17 protein-coding genes are annotated in these 17,072 nt (G+C 48.2%); 8 read left to right on the forward strand and 9 right to left on the reverse strand.

Annotated elements, in window-relative coordinates; all coding sequences use genetic code 11:
• Window positions 1-137: 137 nt before the first annotated feature.
• On the reverse strand, window positions 138-350 hold the full coding sequence (locus METLU_RS27100) for a hypothetical protein (RefSeq protein ID WP_081678998.1): 213 nt from the start codon (window positions 348-350) through the stop codon (window positions 138-140).
• The gene (locus tag METLU_RS28230) at window positions 331-510 is read right to left on the reverse strand and encodes a hypothetical protein (RefSeq protein WP_196806477.1); all 180 of its coding nucleotides are present in this window, start codon (window positions 508-510) and stop codon (window positions 331-333) included. The genes METLU_RS27100 and METLU_RS28230 overlap by 20 nt, the downstream gene beginning before the upstream one ends.
• A gap of 413 nt (window positions 511-923) precedes the next feature.
• Here METLU_RS28230 and lnt point away from each other — a divergent pair, with 413 nt between their 5' ends.
• Window positions 924-2,438 (forward strand): apolipoprotein N-acyltransferase, encoded by a 1,515-nt coding sequence (gene lnt / locus METLU_RS24305; RefSeq protein WP_036242790.1) that lies wholly within the window; start codon window positions 924-926, stop codon window positions 2,436-2,438.
• An 80-nt stretch (window positions 2,439-2,518) separates the two neighbouring features.
• Here the strand turns inward: lnt and METLU_RS0101950 are convergent, their stop codons facing one another.
• Together METLU_RS0101950 and METLU_RS0101955 are read right to left on the reverse strand one after the other, a co-directional pair.
• Entirely contained in the window at window positions 2,519-3,295 is a 777-nt protein-coding gene (locus METLU_RS0101950) for a ParA family protein (RefSeq protein WP_027156749.1), read from the reverse strand.
• Window positions 3,296-3,357: 62 nt separating this feature from the next.
• Complete coding sequence (locus METLU_RS0101955) at window positions 3,358-3,843, reverse strand: zinc ribbon-containing protein (protein WP_027156750.1); 486 nt, start codon at window positions 3,841-3,843, stop codon at window positions 3,358-3,360.
• 82 nt (window positions 3,844-3,925) lie between these two features.
• Between METLU_RS0101955 and leuS the strand changes: the two genes are divergently transcribed.
• The 4 genes from leuS to htpG all read left to right on the forward strand — a co-directional run bounded on the left by leuS (window position 3,926) and on the right by htpG (window position 10,290).
• Complete coding sequence (gene leuS / locus METLU_RS0101960; protein ID WP_027156751.1) at window positions 3,926-6,379, forward strand: leucine--tRNA ligase; 2,454 nt, start codon at window positions 3,926-3,928, stop codon at window positions 6,377-6,379.
• 3 nt (window positions 6,380-6,382) lie between these two features.
• Window positions 6,383-6,886 carry an LPS-assembly lipoprotein LptE gene (locus METLU_RS0101965; protein WP_036242791.1) on the forward strand — a complete coding sequence of 168 codons (504 nt, stop codon included), beginning with the start codon at window positions 6,383-6,385 and terminating at the stop codon, window positions 6,884-6,886.
• Between the two features lies 1 nt (window position 6,887).
• Window positions 6,888-7,913, forward strand: coding sequence for a DNA polymerase III subunit delta (gene holA, locus METLU_RS0101970; RefSeq protein WP_027156753.1), 1,026 nt, complete (start codon window positions 6,888-6,890; stop codon window positions 7,911-7,913).
• 454 nt (window positions 7,914-8,367) lie between these two features.
• A complete protein-coding gene (htpG, locus tag METLU_RS0101985; RefSeq protein WP_027156754.1) occupies window positions 8,368-10,290 on the forward strand; it encodes a molecular chaperone HtpG in 1,923 nt (640 codons plus the stop codon).
• 59 nt (window positions 10,291-10,349) lie between these two features.
• Here the strand turns inward: htpG and METLU_RS0101990 are convergent, their stop codons facing one another.
• The 5 genes from METLU_RS0101990 to METLU_RS26560 all read right to left on the reverse strand — a co-directional run bounded on the left by METLU_RS0101990 (window position 10,350) and on the right by METLU_RS26560 (window position 13,357).
• Entirely contained in the window at window positions 10,350-11,012 is a 663-nt protein-coding gene (locus METLU_RS0101990) for an IS630 family transposase (RefSeq protein ID WP_155920403.1), read from the reverse strand.
• A complete protein-coding gene (locus METLU_RS0101995) occupies window positions 10,933-11,298 on the reverse strand; it encodes a helix-turn-helix domain-containing protein (RefSeq protein WP_027156756.1) in 366 nt (121 codons plus the stop codon). Before METLU_RS0101995 ends, METLU_RS0101990 begins: the two co-directional genes overlap by 80 nt.
• 101 nt (window positions 11,299-11,399) lie before the next feature.
• A complete protein-coding gene (locus METLU_RS0102000) occupies window positions 11,400-11,810 on the reverse strand; it encodes an ExbD/TolR family protein (protein WP_027156757.1) in 411 nt (136 codons plus the stop codon).
• Window positions 11,811-11,812: 2 nt separating this feature from the next.
• Window positions 11,813-12,478: a MotA/TolQ/ExbB proton channel family protein gene (locus tag METLU_RS0102005; RefSeq protein WP_027156758.1), complete on the reverse strand. Its 666-nt coding sequence runs from the start codon at window positions 12,476-12,478 to the stop codon at window positions 11,813-11,815.
• A gap of 99 nt (window positions 12,479-12,577) precedes the next feature.
• Entirely contained in the window at window positions 12,578-13,357 is a 780-nt protein-coding gene (locus tag METLU_RS26560; protein ID WP_196806479.1) for an energy transducer TonB, read from the reverse strand.
• A gap of 720 nt (window positions 13,358-14,077) precedes the next feature.
• Here METLU_RS26560 and METLU_RS0102015 point away from each other — a divergent pair.
• From METLU_RS0102015 to METLU_RS0102025, 3 genes are all read left to right on the forward strand, one after another.
• Window positions 14,078-14,848: a DUF3450 family protein gene (locus tag METLU_RS0102015; RefSeq protein ID WP_051299738.1), complete on the forward strand. Its 771-nt coding sequence runs from the start codon at window positions 14,078-14,080 to the stop codon at window positions 14,846-14,848.
• Window positions 14,845-16,335 (forward strand): MotA/TolQ/ExbB proton channel family protein, encoded by a 1,491-nt coding sequence (locus METLU_RS24315; RefSeq protein ID WP_051299739.1) that lies wholly within the window; start codon window positions 14,845-14,847, stop codon window positions 16,333-16,335. Before METLU_RS0102015 ends, METLU_RS24315 begins: the two co-directional genes overlap by 4 nt.
• Window positions 16,336-16,455: 120 nt before the next feature.
• The gene (locus METLU_RS0102025) at window positions 16,456-17,046 is read left to right on the forward strand and encodes a MotA/TolQ/ExbB proton channel family protein (RefSeq protein ID WP_036242792.1); all 591 of its coding nucleotides are present in this window, start codon (window positions 16,456-16,458) and stop codon (window positions 17,044-17,046) included.
• Window positions 17,047-17,072: the final 26 nt, after the last annotated feature.

Genomic DNA, 17,072 nt, shown 5'->3' on the forward strand with positions numbered 1-17,072 from the left:
GCTGACGCAAGACCTAAATGTTGCAGTTGGTACGCCCAGAATAGTTGTTCATCCATAAAAGGCACTACGATTGAGGGGCAACCGCTCAGCGTGGCAGTATGAGTGGTTCCGGCTCCGCATAAATCGCGTATTCATCGCTAAATGAGCGTGCCAGGCGCTATCGTGCTTTGAATAACGGGCTGGGCGGTCGCTTGCTGAACATTCTCCAGCATCTGAATGACCCCTTGTCCGCCGCGTTGAATCAGGCCCAATATCGGCGGCTTTCCTTGACCAGCGTGCCGCGTCCAGAAGCGCCTTTTAACCGGTGACGCCGACCTTTTCGGTCTTTTTTTACGGTTTCTGGCTGGCATTTATGCCCGGCGACCCCATACATTCAACTTCGCCTTTCAGCACTACCGCCGGTCTTTTGCTGACCATCCCTGAACGCAACTGTCGGGTCATTGGCTGAACGTCCGCTTCATTTAAATCCAGCTCGCGGGAAATCTGCGCGTTTGATAAGTTCAAGCCCATAAAATATAAGCACAGCACCCAGATTTTCAAGGGTTGATGGCGGCCCGAGAAAATCGTGCCGGTTAAATCGTCGAATTTGCGCTGACAGGCTTTGCAGCTATAGCGCTGTCATTCAGGTGGGGTATCATCCTTGCCCTGCTTGATAATGGCTTCTGAACCGCAATGGGGCAAGACACTTTATCCGGCCAGCGCAGGGCGCGAATCGTTTCAAAACATTTGGCATTGTCTGATAGCTGATGTAGGGTAATCATCCATCCTATGTAGGGATTCTGATCCTCAATTTTAAGTTTTCAAATAGGGTTGGATATCTCCCTGGAATCCAATAAGAGCCAATTTTTTTATATAAGGTTGATTTAAAAAATAGCCGGATTGGCTTATCCTGTCTGCCTATCATTCAGATCAGTATTGGTTTTATGCGCTTTTCAAATAGTAAATATTGGGATTTAGTTTCATTGATTGCCGGTATTTTACTGACTTTATCTTTTGCCCCATTTGATTATGTCTATTTAGCTCTTGCGGCACTGATTTTTGTGTTTGCTTCCTGGCAAAATATAAGCCCAGGACGGGCAGCACTAAGAGGCTATCTGTTTGGTTTAGGCTCATTCGGTTTAGGAGTATCTTGGGTTTACATCAGTATTCATGACTTTGGAGGAGCGGATCTGCTGAGTTCGATTATGCTTACGAGCTTGTTTATTATTCTTTGGGCATTATTTCCAGCATTATCTGGATATCTTTCAGCAAAGTTAATGCCACCAAATGCTAAAATTTTACAGCTTTTTGCGATTCCTCTTATTTGGATAATTATAGAATATGTACGTGGATATTTGTTGCTTAATGGATTTCCATGGTTGCAAATTGCATATTCTCAATTGGAAACCCCTTTAGCAGGTTATATACCTATTCTAGGAGGATATGGTACCGGTTTCTTATTAGCATTTACTGCATCCGCTGCCGTAATCCTGATATTTTATAAAAGACATCTTGCGTTATTAACAGTTATTATTGCTGTGTTATGGAGCACAGGCACTTGGTTAAAGACTGTAAAATGGACTCAAACTGCTGGCTCTCCTATCAAAGCTTCTTTAATCCAAGGCAATATTTCTCAAAGTCAAAAATGGAAGCTTGAGAACAGAAATCATACTCTGCAGAAATACAAGTCAATGACGGAAGAGCATTGGGACTCGGATGTTATTGTTTGGCCTGAAACTGCGGTACCTGCTTTTCTATCCGAGGTTAATGACTCTTTTTTATTACCATTAAGCGCTGAAGCGGCAAAGAATAATACTGACTTGATTATCAGTATCCCCATAAAAGAAAATTTACAGCATGAAAAGTATAATGCGGCAATAACTTTAGGCAAAAATGTCGGTATTTACCGAAAAAGTCATTTATTGCCGTTTGGAGAGTATTTACCATTACAACCCTTGTCTGGTTTTTTGTTAAATATATTGGATATACCATTAGCCAATTTTTTGCCAGGTAGGACAGATCAACCGCTATTAAAAGCAGGAGGTTATTCGTTCATAACTTCAATTTGTTATGAAGATGCCTTCAGTGATGTGAATATTCGAGGTTTGCCAGAGGCCGCTTATCTGGTTAACGTGACTAATGATGCCTGGTTTGGAGACTCATTGGAGCCCCATCAGCATATGCAAATTGCAAGAATGCGCGCAATGGAGACGGGGCGCTTTTTGTTACGGGCGGCAAATACGGGAATATCTGCAATTGTGTCGCCTGAAGGAAAAATTATCAATCAAGCACCTTTATTTGAAACTGCGGTGATTAGCGGAGCTATAATTCCTATGGAGGGGATGACACCATATGCTAGATTCGGAGATAGGGCGATTATGAGTGTAATAGGGCTTTTACTCTTGGCCTTGATTGGGTATGGCGGTATTTATCAGAAGGGCAGAGAAGTCTCACTATAAGAGTGATACTTAAGCGGTACTTTCTCTTTAATGAAAATGCTCAGGAGTAACAAATAGCATTACCCCTGAGAAAAAAAGATTTAGCTGCTGTGAATTTCTGCGTGTAACGCTCTGAATTCGTCGGTCAACTTATGGTTGGGCGCATAATGTATTAACGGTTGCGATTCTGTATGTGATTCTCTTACTTTGATCGAAGGTGAAATCATCGCTGCCAGTACGGGCAGTCCTTCTGCAACAAGCTGATCAACTAGTTGACGAGGCAAATTCGCCTGTTTTTGGAATTGGTTGACGATGATGCCTTCAATTTCAAGATTTTGGTTATGGTCGGCCTTAACTTCTTTCAAAGCTTGCATTAATAAATATAACGCTTCTCGGGCAAACGTATCGCAATCAAAAGGAATCAAGCATTTATCCGCAGCAATTAAAGCAGATTGGCTATAAAAGTTGAGAATGGGGGGCGTATCCATATAGATCGCATCAAAACCCTGCAATTTTTCCAGCGCCTCTTTTAATTTAAAGATTTTATAGCGCGATTCCAGGCGAGCTTGTAAGGGTTCAAGATCAGGATGAGAAGGAATAACGAACAGATCTGGGAAAGGAGTTTCATGAATGACATTTTCAAGCCCGGAAGTATTGCCTCCGAACAGGCCAAGACTTAAGCTGTCTTTAAAAAAATGAGCAATAGTTTTTTCGCTTTCGCTGACTTTTTTGCCGAGCAGGTATTGCGTGGAATTGCCTTGAACATCCAGATCGATCACTAGAGTACGCTTGCCTTCAACGGCACTGATGGCGGCTAAATTGCAGGTAATCGTAGATTTGCCGACACCGCCTTTCTGATTGAAAATGACCCTGCGCATGTTGTTATTCCCCATGGAATCAAATAGATAAAACTCGTATTATAAAGCCTAGACCAGTAATATCAAAGGCGGACAAAAGTTTTACCGTGACAAGCCGGGCATTCGGGAATTTCACTGGTCGATTTAAATGCAATTTGCTTATCGCATTGATCGCAAACAAAGGTTCCTGGCCCTGTGATGTCACCCGTACGATAAGTGTTTAGCTCCGCCAATTGTTCAAGTTTTGCAAGTTCAAGACGCGTTTTATCGGCAAGGCCTAAAAAAGCATCCAATGCGAAATTTTCAATCAGCTCGATATCAAATTTAAACCACTCCGAAAGTGAATCACTATCTTTTGTTTCAGATAGGCCATGCGCGGCATGTTCAATATCTCGCTTGACATAACCCGATACTTGATCGATTTCATCCTTGGTCAAATCAGTGGATTTCCTGGTTTTTTCTTTTGAAATTTCCAGTGCATCTGCTAAAGAATGAATAGCCTCATCCATGGTTTCGTGCAGATGCTTCATGAGCTCGTTATAGGCAGTGATAAATTTATTTTTATTCATGGTTCAACTCCTGAAAAAGGCGCTTTAGATTTAAGCTGCTGTGCGGTATTCTAACGCTTTTGACTGGTAAAAGACGAGAAGGATGCAAGAAAATTATAAGCCATTAGTTATTGAGCAAGAGGTACAAAAAGCCTGGGAAGATTCAGGTGTGTTTAACGTGTCGGAATCTTCGACTCAGGAAAAGTATTATTGCTTATCCATGTTCCCCTATCCCAGCGGCAAACTCCACATGGGGCATGTTCGTAACTATACCATTGGCGATGTGATCAGCCGTTACCAGCGCATGTTGGGCAAGAATGTCATGCAGCCAATGGGTTGGGACGCATTTGGCCTGCCGGCGGAAAATGCGGCCATGAAGCATGGTGTTCACCCTGCCGACTGGACGTATGACAATATTGACTATATGCGCGATCAGCTTAAGCGATTGGGTTTCGGCTATGACTGGCAACGGGAAATAGCGACTTGTGATCCGTCTTATTATCGCTGGGAGCAGTGGTTCTTCATTAAGTTGCTGGAAAAAGGCCTGGTTTATAAAAAAACTGCGCCGGTCAACTGGTGCCCGCATGATATGACCGTGCTGGCTAACGAGCAGGTTATCGACGGTTGTTGCTGGCGTTGTGATACGCCAGTGGAAAGGAAAGAAATCGCGCAATGGTTTTTGAAGATTACGGACTATGCGGATGAATTACTGCAATCTTTGGAAACATTGGATGGTTGGCCGGAACAGGTTAAGACTATGCAGGCCAACTGGATCGGCCGTTCCGAAGGTGTGGAAATGGATTTCCAAGTGGCCGATATGGAGCAGCCTTTAAGGATTTATACGACCCGGCCTGATACCCTGATGGGTGCCACCTACTTGGCTATTGCGGCCGAACATCCTTTGGCGCAAAAAGCCGCCGAAAACAAGCCTGAGCTCATAGCATTCATTAACGAGTGCAAAGTTATGGAAACGTCCGAAGCAGCCATGGAGACAATGGAGAAGCGGGGCGTGGATTCAGGCATCAAAGCCATCCATCCGATAACCGGCGAGCAAGTTCCAGTCTGGATTGCCAACTTCGTGCTAATGGGTTACGGCACCGGCGCGGTCATGTCAGTACCTGCTCATGATCAGCGAGATTTTGAGTTCGCTCAAAAGTATGGCATTGCGATCAAACAGGTGATTTTTGCTAAAGACGGTGAGCAGACTGATTGCTCCGAGCAGGCCTATACCGCTAAAGGCATCTTGCGCAATTCACGCGAGTTTGACGGATTAACGTCAGAGCAGGCTTTTACGGTGATTGCGGAGACGCTGGAAAATGCCGGCAAAGGCCTGCGCAAAATCAATTTCCGCCTGCGTGATTGGGGCGTTTCGCGCCAGCGTTACTGGGGCGCGCCAATTCCAGTTATCTATTGCGATGATTGTGGTACGGTCCCGGTTCCCGAGCAGGATCTGCCAGTGGAATTGCCGCGTGATGTAGTGCTGGATGGATCGCAATCGCCATTGGTTGCCCACCCGACATTTTCCCATGTGAATTGCCCGACTTGCGGAAAAGAAGCGCGCCGCGAAACCGATACCTTTGATACATTCATGGAATCCTCATGGTATTTTGCACGCTTCGCCAGCAGCGGCAGTGTCAATAGCATGCTTGATGAAAACGCCAAGTACTGGTTACCGGTTGATCAATATATCGGTGGTATCGAACATGCAATTTTGCACTTGTTGTACGCGCGTTTTTATACCAAATTATTGCGTGATGAAAGCTTATTGACATGTGACGAGCCGTTCAAAAAGCTGTTGACGCAAGGCATGGTGCTGAAGGACGGCAGCAAAATGTCCAAATCCAAAGGCAATACAGTCGATCCGCAAGCCTTGATCGATCAATACGGTGCCGATACTGTGCGCCTGTTCATCATGTTCGCAGCCCCCCCTGAGCAATCCCTGGAATGGTCGGACAGCGGCGTCGAGGGTGCATTTCGATTTCTTAAACGGCTCTGGAAACAGGCTTATCTGCATATCAATGCAGGCGGCTCGGCTCAAAAAGTGGATAAACAGACATTAACCGAAGACCAGCAGGCTATCCGACGTCAGTTGCATCAAACCATCCAGAAAGTAACGGATGATCTTGGCAGGCGCTATACCTTTAACACAGCTATCGCCGCCAATATGGAACTGGTTAACGCGCTGTCCAGATTCAATGATGAGTCCGAAAATGGCAAGGCGATTCGCCAGGAAGCGCTGGAAGCAATTGTGTTGATGTTGTCACCGATAGTGCCGCATATCTGTCATCAGTTGTGGCTGGATTTAGGTCATCAGCAAGCAGTTGTCAGCGAGTCATGGCCTGAAGTCGATGTAACGGCTTTGGAACTGGATTCGTTAGAGCTGGTGATCCAGGTAAACGGCAAATTGCGCAGTAAAATTTCCGTTTCTACAACAGCGTCTAAAGATGAAGTGGAAGCCATGGCGCTGGCTGATGAAAGTGTGAAGCGGTTTATTGAAGACAAGCCGGTCAAAAAGGTCATTGTTGTGCCTAAAAAGCTGGTCAATATCGTAGTTTAAGAGATGTGTGTGCTGACAAAAAAAGCAGTTATCTTCATTATGGCCTTATTATTGAGCGCGTGCGGTTACCATCTACGCGGCGCGCTTGATTTGCCAGTGGGTATGAAGAATGTTTATATGGATGGTGGTTCAACACCATTACGGGAACAATTTAAACGTACATTAAGATCCTCGGCTGGTAGGCTTGCCAATTCGCCAGAAGGGGCCGGTATGATCATCAGAATATTTGGAGAGGACTTTAATCGGCGGGCATTGTCTCTGAGTTCCAGGGGCAAAGCTGAAGAATTTGAATTGTTCTATCGGTTGGAATATGAACTGCTCGATTCCGGCAAATCCGTGCTGGCGAATCGTCAACCGGTCGAGATCAGGCGTGATTACTTCAATGACCAACAGGATGTTATGGCTAAAGAAGGCGAAGAAGCCGTGATCCGTAATGAAATGTATCAACAGGCCGTACGCGCTATAGTCGATCGTGCCCGGGTTGTATTAGAGGCGAACGCCAAATAGCATGCGCTTAAAGACCGAGCAATTAGGTGCCGAGTTGCAAAAGGGCTTGGCATCTGTTTACTTTATTAGCGGTGACGAACCGTTACAACTTGGCGAGACGGCCGATGCCGTCAGAAAGGCCGCAAGGCAGGCTGGTTTTCTGACGCGCGAAGTCTTTTCCGTCGAAACGGGGTTTGAATGGAATGATTTGACGGTGGCTGCCGATTCATATTCCATTTTTTCGGATAAAAAAATCATTGATTTAAGGCTGCCTTCCGGTGCACCCGGAACAGAAGGGGCAAAAGCATTGACTGCTTATTGCGAACGCCTGCCAGCCGACACGGTTTTGCTCGTTACGGCTGGCAAATTGGCTAGTAGCGCAGTAAAGACACGCTGGTTACAGGCTCTGGAGAAGGTCGGGGTTTTTATTCAGGTCTGGCCTCTGGAAGGGCAAGATTTAATCCGGTGGTTGCAGCAAAGAATGCAGCGGCGCGGACTCAGCGCTGATCCGGAAGGACTGAAGATGCTGGCGTCCAGGATTGAAGGCAACCTGCTTGCCGCCGCTCAGGAAATAGAGAAACTCTATGTACTGTATGGTCCTGGACATCTGGGCGAGCAGCAGATTCTTGATGTCGTAGCGGACAGTTCCCGCTACGATGTGTTCAAGCTGATCGATTGCGTGTTGGGAGCCAGTACAAAACGCATTTTCAAAGTGCTCTCCGGCTTACAGGCGGAAGGTGTTGCAGCGCCGGTGGTCTTATGGGCTTTCACCCGTGAAGCCAGAACGTTGATCAAGATGAAAAGAGCAATAGCTCAGGGACAAAGCAGAGAGCTGGTATTCAAAAACAATCAGATCTGGGATAAACGTAAGCAGCTGGTTAGTCATGCACTGAACAGGCTTAGTGAGCAGGATTTGAATGGTATATTATTGTTAAGCGCCAAGGCTGATCGGCAAATTAAAGGCCAGCAGAAAGGGGATGCGTGGGAAACGCTACGGACTATTTGTCTGACATTCGCGTCAATCCCGGTTATGGCAGGGACAGTCTGAACCTGGCGCTGGCGCAAAAAACAGTCATCATCAATTCTGATAAAGTCGCGATTGCCGCCATTCGTATGCATTGGGGCAATAATTGCGGCGAAAATCAGGGCTAGGCCAATTTCGTCTTCAATAAAAAACACGCATAATCGTTATCCTGGGCAGCTGTTAATATGATCTGCCAGCAGCAGTAACGCTGCGCATTATTCATGAGCAAACTGATGGTATTACCGATCAGCGCTTATCACAACAGCAAAACAGGTCCCCTGCGAACACATAATTAATGGCCCGTAGCAATACCAATAGCCGGCTCGGAGCGTATTTTCAATAAGGGCAAGGTTCAGCGAGCGCCATAAGCAGTCAATTTCAACCGGACATTCATCAGCCTCTGGGCCTGGGCTTGAAAAAAATAAATGCGCCCCAATATCCGCTGTCATCCCGTTTTTCATTATCAGGAACAATAAAGATGACTGTTGAAGCAAAGAAAGAAACCCTAGGTTTTGAAACCGAAGTTAAGCACCTTCTGCATTTAATGATTCATTCCTTGTACAGCAACAAGGAAATCTTCTTGCGCGAGCTGATTTCAAACGCGTCCGATGCGGCAGATAAATTGCGTTTTCTGGCGTTGTCCAATGACAGCCTGTACGAAGGCGACAGCGAGCTGAAAATCCGCCTCGAATTTGACAAGGAAAAACGCACGATTACGATCATCGATAACGGCATCGGTATGACCCGTGCGGAAGTGCAGGAACATATCGGCACAATAGCCAAATCCGGCACCAAGCAGTTTTTTGAAGCCTTGACAGGCGACCAGGCCAAAGACAGTGAGCTGATAGGCCAGTTCGGCGTCGGTTTTTATTCCGCTTTTATTGTCGCCGACAAAGTGACGCTGACGACGCGCAAAGCCGGTGCGCCGGTTAATGAAGGGGTACGTTGGGAATCGACCGGTGAAGGCGATTACACGATCGAGTCCATAGACAAACCCAAACGCGGCACTGAAATCGTTTTGCATTTGAAAGAATCGGAAAGCGAGTTCCTGGACGGCTACCGTATCCGCTCCATTGTCAGAAAGTTCTCCGACCACATTTCCCTGCCTATCGTCATGGACAAAGAACCTATGCCGTCTATGAATGAGGAAGGTGAGGAAGAAAAGCCCGCCGCGCCTGAAGAAGAGACTATCAACAGCGCATCGGCTTTATGGACTAAAGCCCGTCAGGAAATTTCCGAAACCGATTACAATGAATTCTACAAGCATGTCGGCCACGATTATCAGGACCCGATGGCCTACGTGCACAGCAAAGTGGAAGGGGCCAACGAATACACATTATTGCTTTATGTGCCTTCACATGCGCCGTTCGATCTGTGGGATAGGGAAGCCAAGCATGGCGTGAAACTATATATCCGCAAAGTCTTCATCACGGATGACGCCGAACAACTAATGCCACGTTATCTGCGCTTTATTCGCGGCATCATTGACGCTAATTCACTGCCGCTGAACGTGTCGCGCGAAATTCTGCAGCAAAGCAAGCAGATCAGCACCATTAAGTCGGGCGCCGTCAAAAAAGTGCTGGGCATGCTGGAAGGCATGGCTAAAAACGAGCCGGAAAAATATGAGAAGTTCTGGTCCGAGTTCGGCACCGTCATAAAAGAAGGACCGATAGAAGATCATGCCAACAAAGACCGCATCGCCAAACTGTTGCGTTTCGCCTCGACACACAACGACACCGATAAACAGAATGTGACGCTGGAAGATTATGTGAGCCGAATGCAGGAAGGCCAGGAAAAAATCTACTATGTCACAGCGGATAGTTACGCGGCGGCCAAAAACAGCCCGCATCTGGAGATTTTCCGCAAGAAAGGCATCGAAGTGCTGCTGCTGTCCGACCGTATTGATGAATGGCTCGTCTCGCATCTGGGCGAGTTTGACGGCAAGCACATGCAGTCGGTTGCCAAAGGCGATCTGGATTTAGGCAAACTCGAAGATGAAGCGGACAAGACAGAGCAGGAAGAAGCCAATAAGGACTTTGAATCGGTGCTGAAACAGATCAAGGACGTACTGGCCGATAAAGTCAGCGAAGTGCGCTTAAGCCATCGCCTGACCGAATCGCCCGCCTGTCTGGTTTCGGATATTTACGGCATGAGCCTGAACATGGAGCGCATCATGAAGGAATCCGGCCAGTCCATGAGCTTCGGCAAAAAGCCCATCTTCGAAATCAACCCGACGCATCCGCTGGTGGCGCGCCTGAAGGACGAGCAGGATGATGCGAGGTTTGCTGATCTGGCTCATATCCTGTTCGATCAGGCCATCTTGAGCGAAGGCGGGCAGCTCGACGATCCGGCCGCTTTTGTTCATAAGCTGAACGGATTGTTGCAGGGATTGCTGCACTAAAAACAAAAAAAGGCTGGATATTCTCCAGCCTTTTTTATGTCCGCTAGAGCAATTATCTATTACGTAGAAACATAGCCTGAATGCCTGAAGAGATTGAGGCACTCATCCGCTTGAAACTCATCCAACAGCTTACCAATGAGTTGCCAGAGCTTGTCGTAAGTGCGCTCGGCGGCCTTGCGCAGCAACGCCTTCAGTTTGGCGAAGACTTGCTCGATCGGATTCAGCTCAGGACTATAGGGCGGCAGATATTGGATCGTCGCCCCGTGCGCTTCAACAATGGNCTGGACTTCCGCCACCTTATGGGCGGACAGATTGTCACAGATGACGATGTCGCCGGGCTTCAAGGTCGGTCCCAGTTGCGAGCGCAGATATTCCTTGAAGGCTTCGCCCGTCATGGCCTGGTCCAGACACCAGGGCGCGGTGAGCCGGTCGGCACGCAAGCCGGCAATGAAGGTCAGGGTTTGCCAATGGCCTGCCGGTGCCGCATCCCGACAGCGGGCGCCANCCAAGGCCCGGCCATAGCGACGGATCATGTTCGTGGAGACGCCCGTTTCATCCAGAAACACCAACTTTGACAGATCGCAGGTTTGCTGCCAGGCTTGCCATTGCTCTCGGGCCATCGCGACATCTGCGCGTTGCTGCTCACTGGCGACCAGCGTTTTTTTTATAGCGATAGCCCAGCTTGCGCCTAATAAACTTATCAATGGCCGAGATCGAAACACTTAGGCTGTGTTCGCGTCCCAGCCAAGCCTGCAGTTCCTGCAAGGTCATCGACGGACTACTCGCTAACTGTTCCTTGATGGCGGCTTCATAAGGTTCCAGCCGCGAGCGTCTGTAGCCGCCAAAGGGCTTGCCTTGAACGGCTCCGGTTTCACGCCACAAGGCGTGCATTCGGCAGACAAAGGCCGGACTGACTTTGTATTGTAAAGCCACGGCCCGCACGGTGTGGCCTGCGGCAACCGCTTCAGCCACCCGGCTGCGTAAATCTTCGGAATAAGGCTTGGGCATGATAAAAATGGCTCATTTCGTTTAACAAGAGGTTAGTTTATATCATGTTTTTATCTAAAAGATAATTGCTTTAAAACTTGATGACGATGCAGCAAAAATTGTTACTGTTCTACAGTCACAAACGCTATTTTAGCCAGCCCTGCATGTTGCACGGCGGCCATGACTTCGGCGACTTTTCCGTAGACGACGCCCTGGTCGGCATACAAATGCAGGGCAACTTCGGGATTCTTCACCAGTTCACTCTTCAAGACGGTTTCCAGGGCAGCCAGATCCGCAACAGGTTGCTTGTTGAGCGTTATGCCGCCTTGCTCGTCGATGCCGAGCTGCAAGGGCTGTTCCTCCACATTCGCTGTCGTCTCGGCGGTTTTCGGCAGCGTTACATGCACTGATTGTGTCAGTAACGGCGCGGTCACTAGAAGAATTATCACCAACACCAACATAACGTCAACGAGCGGGGTGACGTTAATCTCGCTCATGCTGTCTTCGTTTTCGGATTGAGTTTTAAAAGCCATTTCTAATCCTTGCTGTGCAGGTCTGTGCTTAATGCGGCATGCATGAAACTGGTCACGAAATTCTCCAACCCGGCGCGTTGCAATTTGACGCGGCGCAGGAAAAAGTTATAAGCCAATACAGCCGGTACGGCGACGGCAATGCCGATAGCAGTGGCGACAAGCGCATCGCCGATGGGGCCGGCTACGACATCGAGACTGGTCGAACCGCTTGCAGTAATATCATGCATGGCGTGCATGATACCTAAAACCGTTCCGAATAGACCGACAAACGGTGCTGTGCTGCCGATACTGGCCAGCATGGTCAGGCCGCTTTCCATCAAATGCTGTTCTTCCTGCATTTGAACGAACAGCGATTGTTCCAGCAGCTCGCTGGGTGTGCCGCTAAACTTAAGGTTCTTGGTGGAAGTTTGCCTGCTTTCAGTCAACCATGCCAATCCTTGCCGTGCAATTCGTGCTTGCGGTCCTTTGAAAGTGCTTGCAGGCAAAGCTCTTGCATCAGCCAGTGTGGCAGATCCCCAGAATGCGCCGTTGAAAAGCCGGTTCCAATAGCTGTTTTTCCAAAATTGCCAGGATTTAAAAATAATAAGCGTCCAGGTCACTACCGAAAAAGCTAACAGAATATATAAAGTCCCGTCGACAATAGCGGTGGGCGAAATATCATGGAACATTAAGATCTTCTCCTTTTTGAGTCGTTCAAAGTAAAAATAACGGGACGGTCAGCAAACTGGCGGCTCATGAATATAAGGTATTTAAACCCATCATTATCATTACTTCGATAATTGAAATTTAAGTATTTGCACAGCGCGCTGAGTAACTGCTACGCCATTGACCTGCTTTGCTTCAAATTTCCATTTTTTGATGGCTTTCAATGCTACATCGTCAAAAACATCAGCGGGCTCGGCATCAACAACGACGGCATCTGTCACGGCCCCGTTCGTAGTAATGGTGAATTCGATTTTAATCCAGCCCTCAATACGTCGATTACGCAAGCGCGGAGGGTAATCGGGCTGAACGCGCACCAATGGTTTAACGCCGGAAACGACCGCTTTGCTGTTAGCTTCGGCAACTCCGGCTTTTTCAGCAGGCTTGCTGGATGGGTTAACAGCAGGCTGCGGCGCCGGCGCGGACGTTTCCGTTGCTTGAGTCGAGTCGGATAACGAGGGCTGTGTCTGGGGCGGCTCCTCGACAACAGGCTGCGGTTTTGGCAGTTCGGCCGGTTTACTGACAGCCGGTGTTTGCTTTTTGACCGGTTGTTTGACAGGCGGCTTTTTCGGCTGAACTTTTTTAGGCGGAACCGGTTTTGGTTTAGGTGGAACCGGTTTTGGCGGAGCCGGAGGGGCTGCTGCGGGTTTCGGACTCGGCGCGGAAAGCAAAGCCACTTCCATGACTTTCGGCGGCTGTGTCACGGCAACCGGTTCGGCTGGCTTTAATAGCCAGATAATGACGAGTAAATGCAGCAACAGCACCAGAATCGCCAGTAACCCAACCATGGGGCGTAGACTTGCCTCAGCAGTCAATCGGTCAAGCAGGGCTGGTTTTTCTTGCACTATCGGTATCATTACGTCACTGAAATTCATTAAGTCTTGATCAGTCGAGCGTCGCTCTGGTTTTTGAACAGTCTGCAAATTTCTAAAGCTTGAAGTTGCTTACAGTCGGATTGGAGCCGGAGTGAATAGGGTCTAAAACCTCGGGCCGGCATATTTATCTATTGATGTGTTTTTAAGGGGCGGTATTTTAGCCCACTCGCTTCATAAACGGTAAATTTTTTAATAATCTCAAATAATTATTTGAAAAAGGCATGAATCAGGCCGTTTTAAAAAAGTATTTGATTTGTTGATTGCTCATTCTCTCTTGCGAGCGGCGGGAGAAAGGTGGAGTGCAAAGTGCCGGAATGATGGCTCTCAAGGCGTCTCCAGTTACCGACAAATATCCGTATAGAAAAATTTGCAGGACTTCCCTGGAATGCGGACGTCGAGGTACATCCTTTTCACCCCTGGTTACACTCTCCATGGTTTTGGTATCCCTTAGGCGCGGCAGGGTGCTTTTGATCAGTCTTCAATGATTCAAATCGAGCAAGCGACTGTAACCAAACTGTAACCCAACAGTAAAGCAACTGACACTAAAGCTTAACAATACTGCTTTAGGATTACATGCTTTACATAAGTTCATGGGTTCAGGCGCTGGTGTTGGGCCGAATTATTTATATGAACTTGGTTTTTCTCGGGTATGGATTATCAATTAACAGGTTTACCGGGTGTAAATGAATAATGAATGTTGTAACTACAATTAAATCCGGCGCGATAGTGCTGGTCATGGGGGGGCTGAGCGCCAGTTTGCCGGCCGGGGCCGACAGCATGGAGAACCTTGCAAAAACCTTGATTTCAATGCGCGGCGAAGTCGAGGAACTGCAATCCCAGTTGGACATGGAAAAACAATCCCATAAAACGAGAATGGATGCCTTGAGTTCGCAAATGTCCGATTTGAGTGTTGAAAATCAGCGCCAGACAGTCGCAATAGAAAAGTTGCAACAAGCACTGGTCAAATACGAACAGGCTACGGCGGAAGCCAAAAGCGGGGAGGAATCATTGCTCCCTGTTGTGCTGACCGCTTTGGACGATTTAAAGCAATCCGTTCAGGACGGTTTGCCTTTTAAAGTTGAAGAGCGCCTGTCGGAGCTTGCAAATTTGCGATCCCAGCTTGAGAGCCGGGTATTGGAGCCTAAAAAAGCAGCCAATAGAGTTTGGGCTTTCATTGAGGATGAAATTCGGTTGACGAGGGAGAACGGCGTTTATAGCCAGACAATCGACCTTGACGGTGAAAAGCGATTGGTCGATGTAGCCAAATTAGGCACTGTTTTTCTTTATTTCCAATCCAGCGATAACCGGTTTGGCCAGGCGGTAAAGCAATCGGGACAATGGCGCTTTATAGAACTGAAAGATCCGAAGGAAAAAGAACGGATTTCAGTCTTGTTTGATTCGCTGAAAAAACAAATCCGGCAGGGTTATTTTGAATTGCCTAATCCTTGGGGGCTTAAATGAAGCGTCTGTTAATTGGCTGTTTATTGAGCTCTGTCTGGATTCAGGCAGGGCTTTCGCAAGAAACTCAGAAACAAGCGCCAGCGTCCGCGCAAGTCGCCCCAGCACCCAAGGAGGAGCCTAAAAAAGAAACGCGGGGTTCATTGGAAGCCGTCTACAAAAGAGAGTTTGCTTTTTTGCAGGCACAAAAAAAGGAATTGGAACAGAGGCTTAATAGCTTCAAATCTCAGGCTGATAATACGGAAAAGACCATCCAGCGGAAAATCGACAGCCTTGAGCAAAAGAATATCGAATTATCCGCCAAAGAAGACAAGTTCAGAACGAGCTTGGCTGATGCCGAGCGTAAGGACGAGGTTTTGAACGATAGCAGTGATCTGTTACAGATGACTTATTCGCAAGGCAACGCCAGTCTTGATGCCTATGGGCGCTCTCTTGAAGGCAACGCCGAATTTGCGGCTGCGGGCGGTGAAATCAAGCTGGCCATGCTGTTCCGGCAGGCAACGGATTTGCTTAAAGACCTGGGCAGCATCCGGCACCAAAGCGAAAGCTTTTTTACCAATGACGGGGCTGAAGTGGCCGGTACGGTCGTTAAAGTGGGGAATATCGCCGCCTATGGCGTAAGCGACACAGACAGCGGCATTCTGGTGCCTGCGGGTGCGGGCCGTTTGAAATTATGGGGCGAACCTGCAGCGGATGTAGCCAAAGGCGTATTAGCCGGAAAAGTGCCGAGTGCATTGAAGATTTTCTTGTTTGAATCGAAAGAAAAAGCGGTGGATGAAAAACAGGAGAAAACTGTGTTGGGCGTCATCGAATCCGGCGGCATGATCGGTTGGGTCATTGTCGGTCTGGGCGGGGTTGCCCTGATTTTGATCGGCATTCGCTGCTTGCTGCTGTATTTAGCCTCGCGCAATCCTCAATCCATAGCCAAAGTAGTCATCCCTTTGCTGCAAAACGACCAGGAAAAAGAGGCGTTGAGCTACTGCCAGCGGCAAAAAGGGCCGTTCGCGAGGATTCTGACCGCCACCATTCAAAATTCACATGGCAACCGGGATCATATGGACGATGTCATTTCCGAGGCCATGTTGCACGAAGCCGGGGCGCTGAATCGGTTCGGTTCCGCTATTCTGGTGATTGCCTCCGTCTCACCGTTATTGGGGCTGCTTGGAACGGTAACCGGAATGATCCAGACATTCGACATTATTACGGAGTTTGGCACTGGTGATCCAAAAATGCTGTCCAGTGGCATTTCGGTAGCGCTGGTGACAACGGAGCTGGGTCTGGTCGTCGCCATACCGGCCGTGCTGGCCGGGACGTTGTTGTCCAGTTGGTCGGACAGCATTAAATACGATCTTGAGGAAATTGCGCTCAAAGCCACCAATATTCTGCTCGACCGTGAAAATCCAGAGCGTATGCACAAGCTAAATAACTCCGCAGTCATAACGGGTCGACAGGTTTCTGGCGTTAGTGAGCTGGAGCAGGAATTTGTCTAGCTTAAAAAAATCCTCGTAGCCTCGATTTGTTGCGCAGTACAGCGGTTCCGGCAAGCCGGACCGGATGGCGCGATATCTGGGGAGCGCTAAGGAATAAAAAATGTTGGGGGAGCGATTGTGATGGAATTATTGAGTGAAATAAAAGATTTCATGGACAAAGGCGGCTTTGTCATGCCGCCGCTATTATTCCTTACCATGCTGCTTTGGTATGGATTGGGATATCGGTTTTGGGTGCTCAGGCGCAACGGTCGCTACAGTATCCGTGAATTGGTCAGGCAGGAAAACGGCGATTGGCAGCATAGGCCCAGAGACATCGTGGAAGAAGCCGTGCGCGACGGCTTCGCGCTTAAAAAACTGGCGCCCAAGAATTTACGCAAGCATCTCGATTCCGAGTTTTATGTCTACGAAAAAGAGATCAGAAAATATACCGCCTTAATCAAGATTGTCGTAGCGATAGCACCCTTGATGGGTTTGCTCGGGACTGTGACCGGCATGATCGAAACGTTCGAGTCATTGGCCGAAATGGCTTTATTCAGTCAATCCGGCGGTATCGCAGGGGGTATTTCCCAGGCGTTGTTTACCACCCAAATGGGGTTATCAGTGGCTATTCCCGGCGTTCTGGCCAAAAGCGCACTGGATCGCAAACAGCGTCGTATCCAGGCCGAGCTTGAACAGGCCAAAGATCTGCTTTGCCTTGGAACGCTCAAATAAACGTTATTCACCAAACCTGAAACGGC

The organism is Methylobacter luteus IMV-B-3098, from assembly GCF_000427625.1.
Lineage (GTDB): Bacteria > Pseudomonadota > Gammaproteobacteria > Methylococcales > Methylomonadaceae > Methylobacter > Methylobacter luteus.